Source organism: Pseudarthrobacter sp. NIBRBAC000502772, assembly GCF_006517235.1.
GTDB lineage: Bacteria > Actinomycetota > Actinomycetes > Actinomycetales > Micrococcaceae > Arthrobacter.
Map to the genome: position 1 here is coordinate 4,456,953 of NZ_CP041188.1, position 16,288 is coordinate 4,473,240.

Consider the following 16,288-nt stretch of genomic DNA (forward strand, 5'->3'; position numbering starts at 1 on the left):
CCTTAGCTGAATTCAGCGATCAGTTCGACCTCTACGGGAGAGTCGAGCGGAAGAACAGACACGCCGACGGCGGAGCGGGCGTGCTGGCCTGCGTCACCAAAGACCTGGCCGAGGAGCTCGGACGCGCCGTTGATGACACCCGGCTGTCCGGTGAAGGCAGGATCGGAGGACACAAAGCCCACCACCTTGACGATGCGGGTGATGCGGTCCAGATCGCCGATGACGCTCTTGATGGCCGCCAGAGCGTTGATGGCGCAGACAGCGGCGTAGGCCTTGGCATCCTCCGGGGACACGGTGGGCTCGTCGGAGGCGCCCTCTGTGCCGGTGGACACCTTGCCGGTTGCTTCGAGTTTGCCGTTAATAAACGGCAGCTGGCCGGAGGTGTAAACATGGCTGCCGGTGATGACGGCCGGCACGTAGGCGGCGACGGGAGCGGCCACCTCGGGAAGGGTCAGTCCGAGCTCGGCGAGGCGCTGCTCAACGGCTGAAATCGGCGCGGTTTCCGCGCCGGACGTGGTCTCTGCGGGGGTGCTCATCGCTACTGCTTCTCCCTCTTGAGGTAGGCAACCAGGCCGTTGCCGTCCGGTCCGGTGATTACCTGGACGAGCTCCCAGCCGTCCTCTCCCCACTGGTCCAGTATCTGCTTCGTAGCGTGAATAATGAGCGGAATCGTCGCGTACTCCCATTTGGTCATGAGCTAAAGACTAGTCCTTGCCGGTAAAGTGGAAAACATGGTGACTCGTAAGAACCCCATTTTCGACACGGCCACTACCCTCGGAAAGATATTTGGTTTCCTCGGTGTGAGCGCGATTTGTGGTGTCCTGGTGGCGGGCCTACTGGTTCCGGCTGCGGCAGTTTCCGGCAGCGCGGCAAGCGGTTCTATCGAGTTCTTCGATACCCTCCCGGCAGAGCTGCAGGTGGACCCGCCCAGCCAGTCCACCCGGATCCTCGCCGCGGACGGCAGCCTGATCGCGAATCTCTACGAGGAAAACCGGACCAAGGTTGCCCTCGACCAGATTTCGCCGTTCATGAAGGAAGCGATCATCGCTGTCGAGGACAGCCGGTTCTACGAGCATGGCGGTGTGGACACCACCGGCATCCTCCGCGCCATGGTCAGCACGGCCCGCGGCAACAAACAGGGTGCCTCCACCATCACCCAGCAATACGTGAACAACGTACTCAACGCCAACCTCGCCGCCGAGGGAAACACTGATGACATCAAGCTCAACGGTGTTAACAAGGGCGTGGGAGACAAGCTTCGCGAAATGAAGCTCGCGATCGCCCTGGAGAAGAAATTCTCCAAGGAGCAGATCCTCGAGGGTTACCTCAACATCGTCTTCTTCAACCGCGACGCTTACGGCATCGAGGCCGCGTCCAAATTCTTCTTCAGCAGCACCGCGAAGGATCTGACCCTCCCGCAGGCAGCACTCCTTGCAGGGCTCGTCAACAGCCCGTCAGCGTTTGATCCCATCACCAACCCGGAGAACGCCAAGGAGCGTCGCGACCTGGTCCTGGGCCTGATGCTGAACCAGGGAAAGATCACGCAGGTTGATCACGACGCCGCCGTGGCCACCCCGGTGGAGCCGAAGGTCACGCCGTCACGCCAGGGCTGCGCGTACGCCTCCACGGCACCTTATTTCTGCGACTATGTGCTGCACCTGCTGCTCAACAACCCGGCCTACGGCGCCACTCCCAAAGAGCGTGAGCAGATGGTGTTCCGCGGCGGCCTGACCATCACCACAACGCTGGACGTTAACGCCCAGAACGTGGCACAGGCCGAGTCGGATGCGGCGGCCGGCGTCAACCCTGACAACTGGGGCGCGTCCATCGTTTCCGTGCAGCCCACCACCGGCAAGATCCTGAACATGGCGCAGAACACGTCGTACCTGCCCACCGAAGGCAAGTTCAACCAGACGCAGAACTTCAACGTGGACAGCCTGGACAAGGACGGCAACGACCTCAACGGCCTGGGCGGATTCCAGCCCGGTTCCACCATGAAGCCCTTCACGTTCGCCGAATGGCTGAACGAGGGCAAGTCGATGAACACCAACCTCAACGCCGCCACACGCAAATACCCGCAGAACTTCCCCTGGAAGAACACCTGCCCGGAACCCACCGTGGGCTGGTACGACGCCAGGATTCCCGGCAGCTTCGACCTGCAGAACTCCGACGACGGCTACTACCGGAACATGACGGTCCTGTACGGCCTGCAGAACTCGATCAATACGGCCACCTTCGCGTCGGCGGCGCAGGTTGACCTCTGCGGCATCCAGAAGATTGTGGACGCCGTCGGTATCCACGGTGGCCTGCCGGTGGGTGACGATCCCAACCCGCCGGTCAAGATGACCACTTTGGCTAACCTGATCGGCTCCACGCAAACCGCCCCGCTGACCATGGCCTCCGCGTTTGCCACGTTCGCCAACGACGGCAAGTACTGCGAGCCCATCGCCATCACCTCTGTCACGGACCAGGCCGGCGCACAGCTCCCGGCCCAGTCCTCCAACTGCAAGGATGCCGTCAAACCGGAGGTCGCCCGGGGCGTTGCGTATGCCTTGCAGAAGGTTCTGGATGAGGGGTCCGGATCCCTCATCAAGCCCCGGATCTCCACCAAAACCAACTTCCCGGTGGCTGCCAAGACAGGTACCAATGACACCAACGGCTCCACCTGGGTGGTCGGCTTCACCACCGGGGTGGCCACTGCAGCATGGTTCGGCGACCCGCTGGGTGACCAGCTCCGGCCCGGCCGGAACCTGACCATCAACGGACAGGTCTACAAGGCGATCGACGGTTATATGATCGCCGGTCCCATGTTCTCCAAGTACATGGCCCAGGTCGCTCCGGCATATGGCACGAACCCGTTCACGGCCCCGCCCACCAACATGGTGAGCGGAACGCCTGCCCGGACCACGCCGTCAACGCCGGCCACCGCGCCTGCCACGGCTCCGGCCCCGCAGCCGTCCACTGCGCCGTCTGCGCCCGGTAACGGCGATAAGAAGAACTAGCCGCCCATGGCAGTCAGCACAGCATTGGCCAGCCGCGTCCGGAACATCGGGCGCGGCTTTGCCGTCACCGCCGGCGCGGGCGCTGCGGCGGGGATCGCCGCCTTCGGATACGGGCTGTGGGAGAAGAACCAGTTTGTCCTGCGCGAGGAGGCACTGCCCATCCTGCCCGCAGGCCACCCTCCCTTCCGCGTCCTGCACCTGAGCGACATCCACTTCGTCCCGGGCCAGGACACCAAGGCGCGTTGGCTTGAGTCGCTGGCGTCGCTGGAGCCCGACCTGGTGGTCAATACCGGGGACAACCTCAGCCACGTCAAGGCGGTGGACCCCCTGCTTAAGGCACTGCGCCCGCTCCTGGAATTCCCCGGCGTTTTCGTCCCGGGGTCCAACGACTACTACGGCCCGAGCTTCAAGAACCCCGCGTCCTACCTGCTGGGTCCATCGAAGATTAAGCCCAAACAAACCGAACTGGACTGGCCACGGCTGCGGTCCGGCTTCGGCATGCGTGGCTGGGTGGACCTCACCAACCGGCACCAATCGGTGGTACTGAAGGGCATCCGTTTCGACTTCTCCGGCGTGGACGATCCGCACTTGGGCCGGGAGCGCTATGCGGGCTGGCCCCGCGGCACCCGTGACCAGGACCAGAACGCGCACCTCCGGGTTGCGGTCATCCATGCCCCGTACCAGCGGGTCCTGGACCATTTCACGCAGGACGGCGCGGACCTGCTGCTGGCGGGCCACACCCATGGCGGCCAGCTCTGCGTCCCCGGCTACGGCGCCCTGGTGTCCAACTGCGACCTCCCCACGTGGCGGGCCAAGGGACTCAACAACTGGGAAAGCAACGGACGTACGACGCCGGTGAACGTCTCGGGCGGCATCGGCACCTCCCGGTTCGCTCCCATCCGCATCGCCTGCAAACCCGAGGCCGTCCTGCTGACGCTCACCTCCCCCGAATAACGAAGGTGTGAACCTGGTCACGCCATGGCATAGGGTAGTTGCTAAGGGAAACTACATTCGATTTAGAGCTTGAGAAGCGGGCATGGCCAAGCAGACCTCATTTTTCAGATCCATCAGCCGTCTTTACCCTCACGTGAGGCCGATCATCCCCCGGCTGGTGATGGGACTCCTCTGCGCACTCCTGGCCAGCGTCGTGGCGCTGACCATCCCGCAGGTGCTGCGGGTCCTCGTCAATGAGTCCCTTAAACCCGATGGCACGTCGGACGCCGTCTGGACTGCCGCCGTCGTCATCCTGGTCCTGGGCATCGCCGAGGCGGGACTCGTGGCGCTCCGCCGGCAGTTTGTGATCAACCCGGCCACCACCGTGGAAACCCGGATGCGGGTCTCGCTCTACGGGCACCTGCAGGACCTGACGGTGTCCTTCCACGACCGCTGGGGCTCCGGCCAGCTGCTGTCGCGTGCCATGACGGACCTGAACTTCCTGCGCCGCTGGATGGCGTTCGGTGCCATCATGCTGGTGGTCACCACACTCACGGTGGTCATCGGCATTGTGGTCATGTTCTCCATGAGCTGGCAGCTGGCCCTGATCTTCCTGGCCGCGGCGGTGCCCATCATGGCATACGGCTTCCGGTTCCGGACGCGCTTCAGCAAAGTGGCGCGGCGGAGCCAGGACCAGGCCGGCGACCTCGCCACCACGGTGGAGGAATCCGTCCACGGCATCCGCGTCCTGAAGGCCTTCGGCCGCAGCCGCGAGGCCCTGGAGAACTTCAACGAACAGGCCGAGGAACTCCGCCAGACCGAGATCGTGAAGGCGAAGCACCAGGCGACGTTCACCATGGTGGTTACCCTGCTGCCGGAACTCGCACTCGGCGCCGGGCTGGTGGTGGGTGTGATGCTCTGCGCCAGCGGCCAGCTGAGCATCGGCGCCCTGGTGGCGTTCTTCGCCACCGCCGCCGTCATCGCCGCGCCGGTGGAGTTCTCCGGCATGCTGCTGGCCATGGCACTCACCGCCAAGTCCGCCGTCGACCGCCACTTCGAGGTCATGGATTCGGTCAACACCATCACCAGTCCCCCGGCGCCGCGCAGCCCCTCGCAGCTGAAGGGCGCGCTCAGCTTCAAGAACGCCACGTTCGCGTTCGAGGACGCACCGGACAAGCCCATCCTTAAAGAGATCAACCTGGACGTCCGGCCGGGCGAGACCATGGCTCTGGTGGGCATCACGGGAAGCGGCAAGAGCGCGCTGATCCAGCTGGTCCCGCGCCTGTTCGACGTCACCGACGGCTCCATCACGATCGACGGGGTGGACCTGCGCGAGTTCGACGTCGACGGGCTCCGGCGCGTGGTGGGCGTCGCGTTCGAGGACACGACCCTGTTCTCCAGTTCCGTCCGCGACAACGTGCTCCTCGGGGCGCCGGACCGGACCGAGGAAGCCCTGGACGAAGCCCTGGATGTGGCGCAGGCCCACTTCGCGTACTCGCTGCCGGAGGGCGTGGACACACTCATCGGCGAGGAGGGCCTGAGCCTCTCCGGCGGGCAGCGGCAGCGGATCGCCCTGGCACGGGCCATCGCGGCGCGGCCCCGGGTGCTCGTGCTGGACGATCCGCTCTCGGCCCTGGACGTGCACACCGAGGAGCTCGTGGAAACCCGGCTCCGGGCGGTCCTGAAGGACACCACCACACTGATCGTTGCGCACCGCCCGTCCACCGTTGCGCTGGCTGACCGGGTGGCGCTGCTCGAGGATGGCCGGATCGCCGCCGTCGGAACCCACACGGAACTTCTGGCGCACAACCCCCATTACCGCTACGTCATCGCCAGCCTGGACCAGGAACCACGGGACCTGGATTCGGAACTGTCGGAGCTTGAGGACGAGTCAGAGGACAGCATCCGATGAGTAACGCAACCTTCGGCACCGCCAATGAGGACAACACCCACCTCAGCAAGTCGGACAGTAAAACCGTACGACGGCGTTCGCTCGCCCTTTTGGCCACGCTGATCCGTCCGGTGCGGCTCAGGTTCTGGCTGACCATCGCCACCGTGGTCCTGTCCCAGGCCGCGCGCGTGGCCGGGCCTGCACTGATCGCGTTCGGCATCGACCACGCCCTCCCGTCGTTGCAGGCGGGCGACAACCTCCCTCTGGTGCTTACCGGCGTCGCCTACCTGCTCGCAGCGATCGCGACGGCGGGACTCACCGCCCTCTACGTCACCTCCACGGCGCGGCTCAGCCAGGCGATGCTGCTGGACCTGCGCGTCCGGGTCTTCCGGCACACGCAGCGCCTGAGCCTGGAGTTCCACGAAAAGTACACGTCGGGACGGATCATCGCCCGGCAGACCTCGGACCTGGAGGCGCTGCGGGAACTCCTCGACTCCGGCGTCAGCTCCCTGGCCTCGGGCCTGCTGTTTATGGTCTTCACGGCTGTCACGGTGTTTGCCCTGGACTGGCGCAGCGGCCTGATCGTGCTGGCCGCCGGCGTCCCGATGTACTTCCTGTCGCGCTGGTACCAGAAGCACTCCCAGATCGTGTTCCGTGAGTCCCGTGTGGTCTCCGCCCGGCTGATTGTGCACTTTGTGGAAACCATGACCGGGATCCGCGCCGTGAAGGCCTTCCGCAAGGAAACCGAGAACGCCGCGAAGTACGGCCAGCTAGCAGAGGACTACCGGCTGGTTACCGTGCGCTCCATCAACCTCAACGGCATCTTCCAGCCCGGCCTGGTGCTGATCGGCAACGTCTGCGTGGCCGTGGTGCTCCTGTTCGGCGGGTTCCGCGTCCTGGGCGGGGACCTCGCCGTGGGCGTACTGCTGGCACTGATCCTTTCCACCAAACGCTTCTTCCAGCCGGTGGACCAGATGGCCATGTTCTACAACTCCTTCCAGAGCGCCCAGGCTGCCCTGGAGAAGGTGTCCGGCCTGCTGGAAGAGGTTCCCACGGTCCGTCCGCCCAAGAACCCTGTTGCGCTCCGCGATGCCAGTGGCGCCGTCGATTTCAAGGGTGTGGAGTTCCGCTACGGCGACGGCCCGGTGGTCATCCCCACCATGGACCTGCACATCCCCGCCGGCCAGACCGTTGCCCTGGTGGGGCAGACCGGCGCCGGGAAATCCACGCTGGCCAAGCTGATCGCCCGCTTCTACGACGTCTCCTCCGGCTCCCTGACCCTGGACGGCGTGGACCTGCGCAGCCTCACCACCACGGACCTGCGCCGGAACATCGTGATGGTCACCCAGGAAGCGTTCCTGTTCAGCGGTTCCGTGGCGGACAACATCGCGCTGGGCCGGCCGGAGGCTTCGCGGGCAGAGATCGAGGATGCCGCCCGGGCCGTGGGCGCCCACGAGTTCATTACCGACCTCCCCGAAGGCTATGACACGGACGTCAACAAGCGCGGCGGCAGGGTGTCCTCCGGGCAACGGCAGCTGATCAGCTTCGCCCGGGCGTTCTTGGCCCGCCCGGCGGTGCTGATCCTGGACGAGGCCACCTCGTCCCTGGACATCCCCTCAGAGCGGCTCGTCCAGAGCGGCCTGGCGCGCCTTCTGCGGGCAACGTCCGACGCCGGCAGTCCGGCAGGCGCCCCGGGCTCGTCTGGTGCGGGCTCGTCTGGTGCGGGGTCTGCGGCGGAGGGGTCTGCGGCGGAGAGGTCAGCTGCTGCGGGCGGCGGCCGGACGGCGCTGATCATCGCGCACCGCCTCTCCACCGTTGAAACTGCCGACCGCGTCCTGGTGGTCCACGACGGGCGCGTGGTTGAGGACGGCACCCCCGCGGAACTCATCGGCGGCGGCGGACGCTTCGCAGACCTCCACGGCGCCTGGAAGGACTCCCTGGTCTAAGGATCTGACCCGGCCTGCGCCGCCGATTTCACATCCGGGCCCGGCGTCGGCTATTCTTGTAAAGTTGCTTTTGCAGCGGATCGGGATGTGGCGCAGCTTGGTAGCGCGCGTCGTTCGGGACGACGAGGTCGCAGGTTCAAATCCTGTCATCCCGACCAATTGAAAGAGGGTCTCCCCCAGGGGAGGCCCTCTTTTGTGTTTCCCGGCTGTCAAGCGCCCGGGCTAGGAACGGTCAAGTGCCCGGACAAAGAAATAGCCCCGGGGCATGATGACCATGCCCCGGGGCCGCACCTCCTGAGAGGATTCCTTACATCGGGTCGGGCCAGTTGCCAACGTACGTGGTGTAGGTCGTGCCGGTCTTGTCCTTGACGGGCTTGGACATGGGATCGGGCCAGTTGCCAACGGCTACGGATACGCCGGTGGTGTCGGCGATGGAACCTGCCGACAGGACAGCCGGGGCCGCCGCAGAAAATGCCAGGGCAGCAGCGAGAACGCCAGCGGCCGCAATCTTCTTCAACATATAAGTTCCTCAATACGAGTCGGATTCGTTACAAAGTCAGCACTGTCCTTGTTGACATACATTGTAAAATGTTTTCCACAGGGACTGTCAAGCATTGAGTACAAAGACTGTCCAGAATCAGGAGGAAATCCCGTGGGCAACGGATTCGGGGAGAAGCTCCGTGCGGAGCGTCTCGAACGTGGGCTGACACAGGCTGAACTGGGCAAGGACCTGTATTCCCCCAGTTACATCTCCCTCCTCGAAACCGGCCGCCGTGAGCCGACGGCCGAAGTGATCGAGGAGCTCGCCCGCAGGCTGGAGCTGGCGCCCAAGGCGCTGGAAGCCTGGAGCCAGCCCATCACCGTCAGCGACGCCGAGTACGTCCTGGCTGGCCTCTACGCGCGCCAGGCCTGGGACCTCCGGGACTACCCGCTGGCGGCCACGCACGCAGCCAACGCAGCCCAGATAGCCCTGGAGGGCAAGAACACCAGCGCGTGGTGGAACATGACCTACATGCAGGCCGAATGCCTGATCAAACAGGGCAACTGGCAGGAATGCCAAAAGATCATGCAGCACCTCCTGGAGCACCCGATGGCCACCGAGTCTGCCGGCCTTGCCGTCCGTGCCCGCCAGATGCTCGCCGCCATCTGCCAGGGACAGGGCCAGCTGAGCACTGCCGTGGAGCATGCGCTGGCGGCCGTCCAGCTCTGCGGCCAGCTGCCCAACGGATCCACCCTGATCATCGGCGCCTACCGCGCGCTGATTGGGGCACTGGCGGAGAGCGGCCGCCTCGACGAGGCCTGGAAATACTGCCAGGCCATGAATGACCAGATGGACGAGCACTCCATGTCCCAGCTCGCCGGTGAGGTTGCCTGGGTGATCGGCAACGTGGCCTTTATGCGGCACGACTACCCCGAGGGCATCAAGTACCACGAGCGCGCCGCCCGGATGCTGTCGCCCGCTAACGACATCGATCTCTGGGCCCGTTTCAACAAGGCCTCGGCCGCCGTCCGGCTGTCCTCCGGAATCGTCGAACCGGAAACACTTTCCAGCATCGAGCGCGCCGAACTGGCGCTGTCCATTGTGGGGGGCAACAAGAGCGACCAGCTGGAAGTTGCGTTCATCCGCGCCCGCTGGCTCTATCTCACCGGCGACATCGTGGCTGCCATCAACAAGCTCCGGGAGATCCACGCGGAATCCGACGCGCTGGCCAAGCACACGGCAGGGGAAGTTTCACTCCTGCTGGGCAAGTCGCTGAAAGCCGCCGGCGAGTCCGACGAAGCCCTGGTCTACCTCGAGGAAGCGCAGAAGGCCTTCAGCGCCGCGGGAGCCTCGGACCGCGTCCAGCAGGCACTCGATGCAGTCCTTGAGATCAGGCTGGCCCAGCAGCGGGCCGCAGCAGCAGCGAAAGACGTCAAAGCAAGCTAGGACCGGCCGAGCCCCAAAACGGGCCCGGCGCGAAGCCGGGCCCGTCAAAGGTGTTCTAGGCGAACGTCTTGCCCGTGATTTTCTCGTAGGCCTCGACGTAGCGGCTGCGCGTCCGGGCCACGACGTCCGCGGGCAGGGCGGGCGGCGCCACGTCTGAGCTCTTGTCCCAGCCGGATTCGGCCGACGTGAGCCAGTCGCGCACATACTGCTTGTCATACGAAGGCTGCGCCTTGCCCGGCTCATACGTGGCCGCATCCCAGAAACGGGAGGAATCCGGCGTCAGGACCTCATCGCCCAGGGTGATGGCCCCGGACACGGCGTCGTAGCCGAACTCCACCTTGGTATCGGCCAGGATGATGCCGCGTTCGCGCGCGATCTTCTCGGCGCCGGTGTAGATCTTCAGGGTCAGTTCGCTCAGGCGTGCGGCGATGTCGTCCCCCACCATGGCCACAACATCGTTGTAGGAGATGTTCTCGTCATGCTCGCCCACATCGGCCTTGGCGGACGGTGTGAAGATGGCCTGTTCCAGCCGGGACCCGTCCACCAGGCCCGGCGGCAGCGGAATCTCGCAGACCGTCCCCCGGGCCTTGTACTCCAGCAGCCCGGTGCCGGTGAGATAGCCGCGGGCGATGCATTCCACGGGGAACATGTCCAGCTTCCGGCAGATCATCGCGCGGCCTTCCACGGCCGCAGGAACGCCGTCCTCCACGGTGGATGCCAGCACGTGGTGGACCACGTCAAGCTGGTCAAACCACCACAGGCTCAACTGCGTGAGGATGCGGCCCTTGTCCGGGATTTCACTGGCCAGCACGTGGTCGAAGGCGCTGATGCGGTCGCTTGCCACCACCAGGACGCAGTCCTGTCCTACCTGCTGGCGCGTGGCTTCGTCCGCCGGCTCGTAGAGGTCGCGGACCTTGCCGGAGTAAACGTGCGTCCAGCCCGGCAGGTCCAGGGTTTCGGTGCTGAAGCCGCGGGGCGGCTGTGGTTCCTGGGCGGAGTTCTCAGTCATGTTATGCCTTCGCCTTCGTGACGGGGAGCGTTCCGGTGGCCAGGGCCGTTACCTTGATTTCACCGCGGGCGGCCTTGCGGCCGATGTCCGTCCGGAACTGGGAGCCTTCCAGCTGAACCAGCTCCACGCCGTCGTACGCCCGTTCCCGGGCCTCCACCAGGTCGCTGCCGAGGGCAACGACGGCGAGTACCCGGCCGCCGGCGGAGATCACCTTGCCGTCGTCGTCGAGCGCGGTGCCTGCGTGGATCACATGCACGCCGTCGAGCTCATCCACCTTCTTGAGTCCGCGGATGCGGTCACCGGTGCGCGGGGTGTCCGGGTAGTTTTCGGACGCGACGACGACGGCGACTGCGGTCTCCTTGGACCAGCGCAGCTCGTCTGCCTTGTCCAGTTCGCCCTTGGCGGCTGCCAGCAGCAGCGCACCGAGGGGGGTTTTGAGCCGGGCCAGTACGGCCTGCGTCTCGGGGTCGCCGAAGCGGACGTTGAATTCGATGACGCGGGTGCCGCGCGTGGTCAGCGCCAGGCCAACAAACAGCACACCCACAAACGGGGTGCCGCGGTTCGCCATTTCATTGACCGTGGGCTGCGCGACGCGGTCGATGACTTCCTGGACCAGCCCGGCGGGGGCCCATTCCAGCGGGGTGTAGGCACCCATGCCGCCGGTGTTGGGGCCTTCGTCATTGTCGAAGATGCGTTTGAAGTCCTGCGCCGGGGACAGTGCCACGGTGTTGCGGCCGTCGCAGAGGACAAAGACGGAAACCTCGGGGCCGTCGAGGAATTCCTCGATCACCACGGTGCCGCCGGCGTCGAAGCACGTCTGCGCGTGGGCCAGGGCTTCGTCGCGGTTGTTGGTGACCACCACGCCCTTGCCGGCCGCGAGGCCGTCGTCCTTCACCACGTAGGGTGCGCCGAACGTGTCCAGGGCCGCGGCGGCTTCCTCAGCGTTTGTGGCCACCATCGCCATGGCCGTGGGGACCCCCGCTTCGGCCATAACTTCCTTGGCGAACGCTTTGGAGGCTTCCAGCTGGGCTGCGGCCTTGCTGGGGCCGAAGACCGGGATGCCGGCGTCGCGGACGGCGTCGGACACACCGGCCGCCAGCGGCGCCTCGGGGCCCACCACCACGAGGTCCACGCCGAGCTTGGTGGCCAGCGCCGCGACGGCGTCGGGATCATTCCCGTCAATGTTGTGGGTGGGGACCAGCTTGCTGATGCCGGCGTTGCCGGGAGCCGCATGGACCTCGGAAACGTTGGGGTCGGCGAGCAGGGAGCGGACAATGGCGTGTTCGCGGCCTCCAGGGCCAATGACGAGTACCTTCACAGTCTCCAAGGGTACTTTGTGCACCCTGCCCTTTCCTAAGGGGGTGCTCCTAAGCTGTGTCCTCGCCCGGCCATCCCTGCGGCCCGCCGCAACGAATCCAAGGCATGAAGAAGCTTCTGAAGTGGCTCAAGGACCCCGCCGCAATGGCCGCGCTGGCAGGCGTGGCGGCTGCCGCCGTCGTACTTTCCGTTGCGGAGCTGATCGGAGCGTTCTTTACCGCCCGGGCAACTCCGGTGATTGCGTTGGGGTCCACGTTCATCGACTTCACACCGCCGTGGATGAAGGACTTTGCCATCGCCACGTTCGGCACCAATGACAAAGCCGCGCTGTTTGTGGGGATGGGCCTGACCATTTTCCTGCTGGCCTGCGTGCTGGGTGTGGTGGCCTACCGCAGGTGGGCGCTGGGCGTTGCCGGTGTGCTGCTGATGGGCGCGGTGATCGTGGCCAGCGTGGTGACGCGGGCCAGCGTGAAGCCGATTGATGCCATCCCCACCGTGCTGGGCACAGTTGCCGGGCTGGTAGTGCTGCGGCTGCTGATCGCCCCGCTCTGGCGGCTGAAATCCTGGCCCGAGGCGCCTGCCGACACGGGCGCCGCGGAACCTGACCGTCCCGCCACCAGCCGCCGACGCTTCTTCGCGGCCGCCGGAATCACCGTCATCGGCGCCGGGATCGCAGCCACGGGCGGCCGCCTGCTCAGTGCCGCGCGCAGCAACATCTCCCAGGCCCGCGAGGCCCTGCAGCTGCCCGCCCCGGCAAAGACGGCAGCCCCTGTGCCCGCCGGCGTCCAGTCACCCGCGGCCGGCGTGACACCCTGGATCACGCCCAACGGGGACTTCTACCGGATCGACACCGCCCTCAGCGTCCCCGAAATCAACGCCGATGACTGGGAGCTCCGCGTGCACGGGCTGGTGGAGGAAGAGGTCCGCCTCACCTTCCAGGACCTGCTCGACGCCGACCTCATCGAATCGCACGTGACCCTCACCTGTGTCTCCAATCCCGTGGGCGGAAACCTCGCCGGGAACGCGCGCTGGCTCGGCCTTCCCATCCGCGAGGTCCTCAAGCGGGCGCGTCCCAAGGACGGCGCGGACATGGTGCTGTCGACGTCGATCGATGGCTTCAGCGCCTCCACCCCGTTGGAGGTCCTGCAGGATGACCGCGACGCCATGCTGGCGATCGGCATGAACGGCGAGCCCCTGCCGCTGGAGCACGGCTATCCGGTGCGCATGGTGGTGCCCGGGCTGTACGGTTTTGTCTCCGCCACCAAGTGGGTGGTGGACCTGGAAGTGACGCGGTTCGCGGACAGCAAGGCCTACTGGACCCAGCGCGGCTGGTCCGAGCGCGGCCCCATCAAGACCATGGCCCGGGTGGAAGTCCCGAAGTCCTTCGCCAAGGTGCCCGCCGGCCGGGTGGCGATCGGCGGCACTGCGTGGGCGCAGACCCGCGGCATCACCAAGGTGGAAGTCCAGATCGACAACAACCCCTGGGCCGAGGCCGTCCTGTCCACCGAGGCGTCCCTCATCACGTGGCGCCAGTGGTCCTTCGACTGGGAAGCCACGCCCGGGCCGCACTACATCAAGGTCCGCGCCACCGACGGAACGGGCGAGGTCCAGACCGATCAGCGAGCCGATCCGGTGCCCGACGGCGCCTCCGGCTGGCAGTCGGTCATGGTCACCGTGGAGTAGCCCGGCATTCGTGGATTCCGCCCCTAGACTGGCAACATGCCGCACAACCCGCATGCCACATTCACCGTGGACTCCGCCGTCGAACTCGCCGTTATTGAACGAAGCGGTTTTGTGGAGTCCCGGCACATCGGCTCAGCCGTCGTACTGTCCGGCGATGGGTCCGTCGTCACAGAGCTCGGCGACATCCGGACTCCCCTGTACGCACGGTCCGCGCTTAAACCGCTGCAGGCCCTGGCGGCCATGCAGTCCGGAGTTCCGCTGCGCGGCGCTCAGGTGGCCCTCGCCTGCGGCAGCCACGTGGGCTCCCTGGACCACATGGACGTGGTGGAGGGAATGCTCAAGGCCGCCGGCGTCCGGGAGGACCAGCTCCAGTGCCCCGCCGCCTGGCCGCAGGACGAGACGGCCCGCAACTGGCTGGTCCGGTCCGAAAAGGGCAAATCGAAGCTGGCCTTCAACTGCTCCGGCAAGCACGCCGCTTTCCTGTGGGCCTGCACCGAAAACGGCTGGGACACCCACAGCTACCTCGAACCGAACCATCCGCTGCAGCAGCGTGTCCGAAGCGTGATCGAGGAATACAGCGGCGAAAGAATCGCCCACCTGGGCATTGACGGGTGCGGGGCCCCGGTGGCCGCCATTTCGCTGACCGGGTTGGCGCGAGCGTTCTCGATGCTGGCCAAGGCCCCGGGTGACAAGAATTCCAACGCCCGCGCCGCCACCATCGCCACGTCCATGCTCGACTACCCCTGGGCCGTTCAGGGCCGCGGCGAGGCCAACACCATCGTGATGGACGAACTGGGCATCATCGCCAAGATCGGCGCCGAGGGCGTCCTGGCCATGGCCACACCCCAGGGTGTCTCGGTGGCCATCAAGATACTGGACGGGAATCTGCGCGCCACGTCCCTGGTGGGCCTGACCCTCCTCGCCGCGGTTGGCGCCGTGGATATTCCGGGCGTCTCCAGCGTCCTCGAAAAAGTGGTGGCCCCGGTGATGGGCGGCAGCCACGAGGTGGGCAAGATCCGCCTGGGCCCGGCCGTGTCCGCGCTCCTGGACTGATGGCTGTAGCACGCCGTCGGATCGGCATTGAAGAAGGCACAGCGGCACTGGCCGCGTGGCAGGAAGCCGCCGCATCGCCGTCGGACGTTCCGCTCCCCCGCAACGTAACGGCCACGGCCGTGCGGTACACGCTGGAGGAGGTGACCGCGCGGGCACCGGGGAACTCGGTGGAGGTGCGGGTGCCGCCGTTCGGCGTCACCCAGTGCGTGGAGGGACCGCGGCACACCCGCGGAACCCCGCCCAACGTGATCGAGTGCGACGCCGCCACCTGGCTGGGAATGGTGACCGGCCAGTTGAGCTGGGCGGACGCTGTCGCGGCGCACAAGGTGTCCGCCTCCGGCCTGCGCGCTGACCTCTCAGCCCTGCTGCCCCTCTAACGCGAACCGGCAGCAGATAACCGCAAATCCGGGTTTTGACGTCATGTGCTGCCGGTTCGCGCTGCGGGGTTCAATTCCAGCGTCAGCAGCCTGCCGATGGCGCTGGCCTGCAGGTTGTCCAGGAGGTCCCGGGGGCCGTTGTAGACCTCGGCCGCGCCTGCCTCGCGGAGTTCGGCGGCGCTGGTCCCGCCGCACGTGACGCCGATGGCAGGGACTCCCAGCGCGGCAGCAGCTTGCATGTCCCACACCGCATCCCCCACATAGACCGCTCCGGCCGCGGCCACACCAACAGCTTCAAGCGCGGCCACGAGGATGTCCGGAGCCGGCTTGCTTGCCTTCGCATCGTCGGCGCTGGTGGCGGCATGGATGAACGCGTCCGCACCGAGGGCTTTGCGGGTGGCCGTCAGATCCTGCGTTCGCGCCGATGATGCCAGGGCGACGGCGAGTCCCCCGGCGTGGCACTGCGCAAGCAGCTCCTTGGCGCCGTCGAACGGACGCAGCGACGGCCAGCTCTGCGCGAAGACCGCCGCATGGCTGGCCAGGATATCGGCGTCGGCCTCGCGGTCCCGGCCAGCAGGAAGAAGCGTGTCCACCAAACGGTCGCCACCCATCCCGACGCACCGGTGAATGGCGGCCATGGGGACGTCATATTGGTGCTGGCGGAACGCCTGCCACCACGCGAGCGTGTGGATGTAGGCGGAGTCCACCAAGGTTCCATCAACGTCAAAAAGGACGCCGAACCGCCGCCCGCGGACCAAGGCGTGGCTTTGGGTGATCACCCGGCTACAACGCGGGCGGCCCCGGACATTTTCTTGGCGCGGGCAGCCGCATTGTCTTTCGGGGAGGACACGGGACCAACCCGGTCCCGGATGACGGCTCCGGCACCGTTGCTGCTGAAGTCCCTGATCAGGCCTGTGCCGGCAATCTCGCGGGCCATCGCAATGCCGGCCACCGCGGCCCGCTTCGTTGGGAAAGTCACCGAGATAGCCATCAGGCTTCCTGAACCATCCAACATCCGCACGCGATAGCCGCCGTCAGGCGCATCCACCAACTCAAAATGTCCGGCCATTACAACCACCCCTCGTTCAGTCGCGGCGCTGTGCCTTAATAGGAGCGCTCCGCGGGTCTAGTAAGTATACTTACCTATCCC

15 protein-coding genes and 1 tRNA gene are annotated in these 16,288 nt (G+C 66.1%); 9 read left to right on the plus strand and 7 right to left on the minus strand.

All coding sequences use genetic code 11. The features are described from left to right. Positions 1–2: 2 nt before the first annotated feature. Positions 3–536: a RidA family protein gene (locus tag NIBR502772_RS20640; RefSeq protein ID WP_058931305.1), complete on the minus strand. Its 534-nt coding sequence runs from the start codon at positions 534–536 to the stop codon at positions 3–5. A 2-nt stretch (positions 537–538) separates the two neighbouring features. Then, positions 539–694 carry a DUF4177 domain-containing protein gene (locus NIBR502772_RS20645; RefSeq protein ID WP_099093395.1) on the minus strand — a complete coding sequence of 52 codons (156 nt, stop codon included), beginning with the start codon at positions 692–694 and terminating at the stop codon, positions 539–541. 37 nt (positions 695–731) lie between these two features. Between NIBR502772_RS20645 and NIBR502772_RS20650 the strand changes: the two genes are divergently transcribed. The 5 genes from NIBR502772_RS20650 (at position 732) to NIBR502772_RS20670 (ending at position 7,930) form a co-directional block, all read left to right on the plus strand. Then, entirely contained in the window at positions 732–3,002 is a 2,271-nt protein-coding gene (locus tag NIBR502772_RS20650; protein ID WP_141141601.1) for a transglycosylase domain-containing protein, read from the plus strand. A gap of 6 nt (positions 3,003–3,008) precedes the next feature. Then, positions 3,009–3,956 (plus strand): metallophosphoesterase, encoded by a 948-nt coding sequence (locus NIBR502772_RS20655; protein WP_141141602.1) that lies wholly within the window; start codon positions 3,009–3,011, stop codon positions 3,954–3,956. A gap of 82 nt (positions 3,957–4,038) precedes the next feature. Continuing rightward, on the plus strand, positions 4,039–5,847 hold the full coding sequence (locus NIBR502772_RS20660; protein ID WP_141141603.1) for an ABC transporter ATP-binding protein: 1,809 nt from the start codon (positions 4,039–4,041) through the stop codon (positions 5,845–5,847). After that, on the plus strand, positions 5,844–7,772 hold the full coding sequence (locus NIBR502772_RS20665; protein ID WP_141141604.1) for an ABC transporter ATP-binding protein: 1,929 nt from the start codon (positions 5,844–5,846) through the stop codon (positions 7,770–7,772). Before NIBR502772_RS20660 ends, NIBR502772_RS20665 begins: the two co-directional genes overlap by 4 nt. Positions 7,773–7,853: 81 nt before the next feature. Continuing rightward, positions 7,854–7,930 (plus strand) — tRNA-Pro (locus NIBR502772_RS20670). Positions 7,931–8,079: 149 nt separating this feature from the next. Here the strand turns inward: NIBR502772_RS20670 and NIBR502772_RS20675 are convergent. Next, positions 8,080–8,292 (minus strand): hypothetical protein, encoded by a 213-nt coding sequence (locus tag NIBR502772_RS20675; protein WP_141141605.1) that lies wholly within the window; start codon positions 8,290–8,292, stop codon positions 8,080–8,082. 132 nt (positions 8,293–8,424) lie between these two features. On the opposite strand from NIBR502772_RS20675, the gene NIBR502772_RS20680 reads away from it, so the two are divergent. Continuing rightward, positions 8,425–9,699, plus strand: a complete 1,275-nt coding sequence (locus tag NIBR502772_RS20680; RefSeq protein WP_141141606.1) for a helix-turn-helix transcriptional regulator — start codon at positions 8,425–8,427, stop codon at positions 9,697–9,699. A gap of 55 nt (positions 9,700–9,754) precedes the next feature. Here NIBR502772_RS20680 and NIBR502772_RS20685 read toward each other — a convergent pair whose 3' ends face one another. Together NIBR502772_RS20685 and purD are read right to left on the minus strand one after the other, a co-directional pair. Continuing rightward, complete coding sequence (locus NIBR502772_RS20685) at positions 9,755–10,708, minus strand: phosphoribosylaminoimidazolesuccinocarboxamide synthase (RefSeq protein WP_141141607.1); 954 nt, start codon at positions 10,706–10,708, stop codon at positions 9,755–9,757. 1 nt (position 10,709) lies between these two features. Next, entirely contained in the window at positions 10,710–12,026 is a 1,317-nt protein-coding gene (gene purD, locus NIBR502772_RS20690) for a phosphoribosylamine--glycine ligase (protein ID WP_141142192.1), read from the minus strand. Positions 12,027–12,130: 104 nt separating this feature from the next. Here purD and NIBR502772_RS20695 point away from each other — a divergent pair, with 104 nt between their 5' ends. Genes NIBR502772_RS20695 through NIBR502772_RS20705 form a run of 3 tightly spaced genes read left to right on the plus strand, consistent with a single transcriptional unit; the run spans position 12,131 to position 15,138 of the window. Next, positions 12,131–13,708, plus strand: coding sequence for a molybdopterin-dependent oxidoreductase (locus tag NIBR502772_RS20695; RefSeq protein WP_141141608.1), 1,578 nt, complete (start codon positions 12,131–12,133; stop codon positions 13,706–13,708). A 36-nt stretch (positions 13,709–13,744) separates the two neighbouring features. Continuing rightward, complete coding sequence (locus NIBR502772_RS20700; RefSeq protein WP_141141609.1) at positions 13,745–14,761, plus strand: asparaginase; 1,017 nt, start codon at positions 13,745–13,747, stop codon at positions 14,759–14,761. Continuing rightward, entirely contained in the window at positions 14,761–15,138 is a 378-nt protein-coding gene (locus NIBR502772_RS20705; RefSeq protein ID WP_104060550.1) for a sterol carrier family protein, read from the plus strand. The genes NIBR502772_RS20700 and NIBR502772_RS20705 overlap by 1 nt, the downstream gene beginning before the upstream one ends. Before the next feature lie 41 nt (positions 15,139–15,179). Here NIBR502772_RS20705 and NIBR502772_RS20710 read toward each other — a convergent pair whose 3' ends face one another. Further along, positions 15,180–15,917, minus strand: a complete 738-nt coding sequence (locus NIBR502772_RS20710) for an HAD family hydrolase (protein ID WP_246848613.1) — start codon at positions 15,915–15,917, stop codon at positions 15,180–15,182. Then, positions 15,914–16,117: a hypothetical protein gene (locus NIBR502772_RS20715; protein WP_371706719.1), complete on the minus strand. Its 204-nt coding sequence runs from the start codon at positions 16,115–16,117 to the stop codon at positions 15,914–15,916. The genes NIBR502772_RS20710 and NIBR502772_RS20715 overlap by 4 nt, the downstream gene beginning before the upstream one ends. Positions 16,118–16,288 lie beyond the last annotated feature (171 nt).

Bases quoted from the DNA above. Each gene is read 5' to 3' on its own strand.
- NIBR502772_RS20655 (WP_141141602.1), top strand. From the start codon at position 3,009: ATGGCAGTCAGCACAGCATTGGCCAGCCGCGTCCGGAACATCGGGCGC.
- NIBR502772_RS20645 (WP_099093395.1), bottom strand. From the start codon at position 694: ATGACCAAATGGGAGTACGCGACGATTCCGCTCATTATTCACGCTACG.
- NIBR502772_RS20650 (WP_141141601.1), top strand. From the start codon at position 732: ATGGTGACTCGTAAGAACCCCATTTTCGACACGGCCACTACCCTCGGA.
- NIBR502772_RS20695 (WP_141141608.1), top strand. From the start codon at position 12,131: ATGAAGAAGCTTCTGAAGTGGCTCAAGGACCCCGCCGCAATGGCCGCG.
- NIBR502772_RS20640 (WP_058931305.1), bottom strand. From the start codon at position 536: ATGAGCACCCCCGCAGAGACCACGTCCGGCGCGGAAACCGCGCCGATT.
- NIBR502772_RS20660 (WP_141141603.1), top strand. From the start codon at position 4,039: ATGGCCAAGCAGACCTCATTTTTCAGATCCATCAGCCGTCTTTACCCT.
- NIBR502772_RS20675 (WP_141141605.1), bottom strand. From the start codon at position 8,292: ATGTTGAAGAAGATTGCGGCCGCTGGCGTTCTCGCTGCTGCCCTGGCA.
- NIBR502772_RS20665 (WP_141141604.1), top strand. From the start codon at position 5,844: ATGAGTAACGCAACCTTCGGCACCGCCAATGAGGACAACACCCACCTC.
- NIBR502772_RS20685 (WP_141141607.1), bottom strand. From the start codon at position 10,708: ATGACTGAGAACTCCGCCCAGGAACCACAGCCGCCCCGCGGCTTCAGC.
- NIBR502772_RS20705 (WP_104060550.1), top strand. From the start codon at position 14,761: ATGGCTGTAGCACGCCGTCGGATCGGCATTGAAGAAGGCACAGCGGCA.
- NIBR502772_RS20700 (WP_141141609.1), top strand. From the start codon at position 13,745: ATGCCGCACAACCCGCATGCCACATTCACCGTGGACTCCGCCGTCGAA.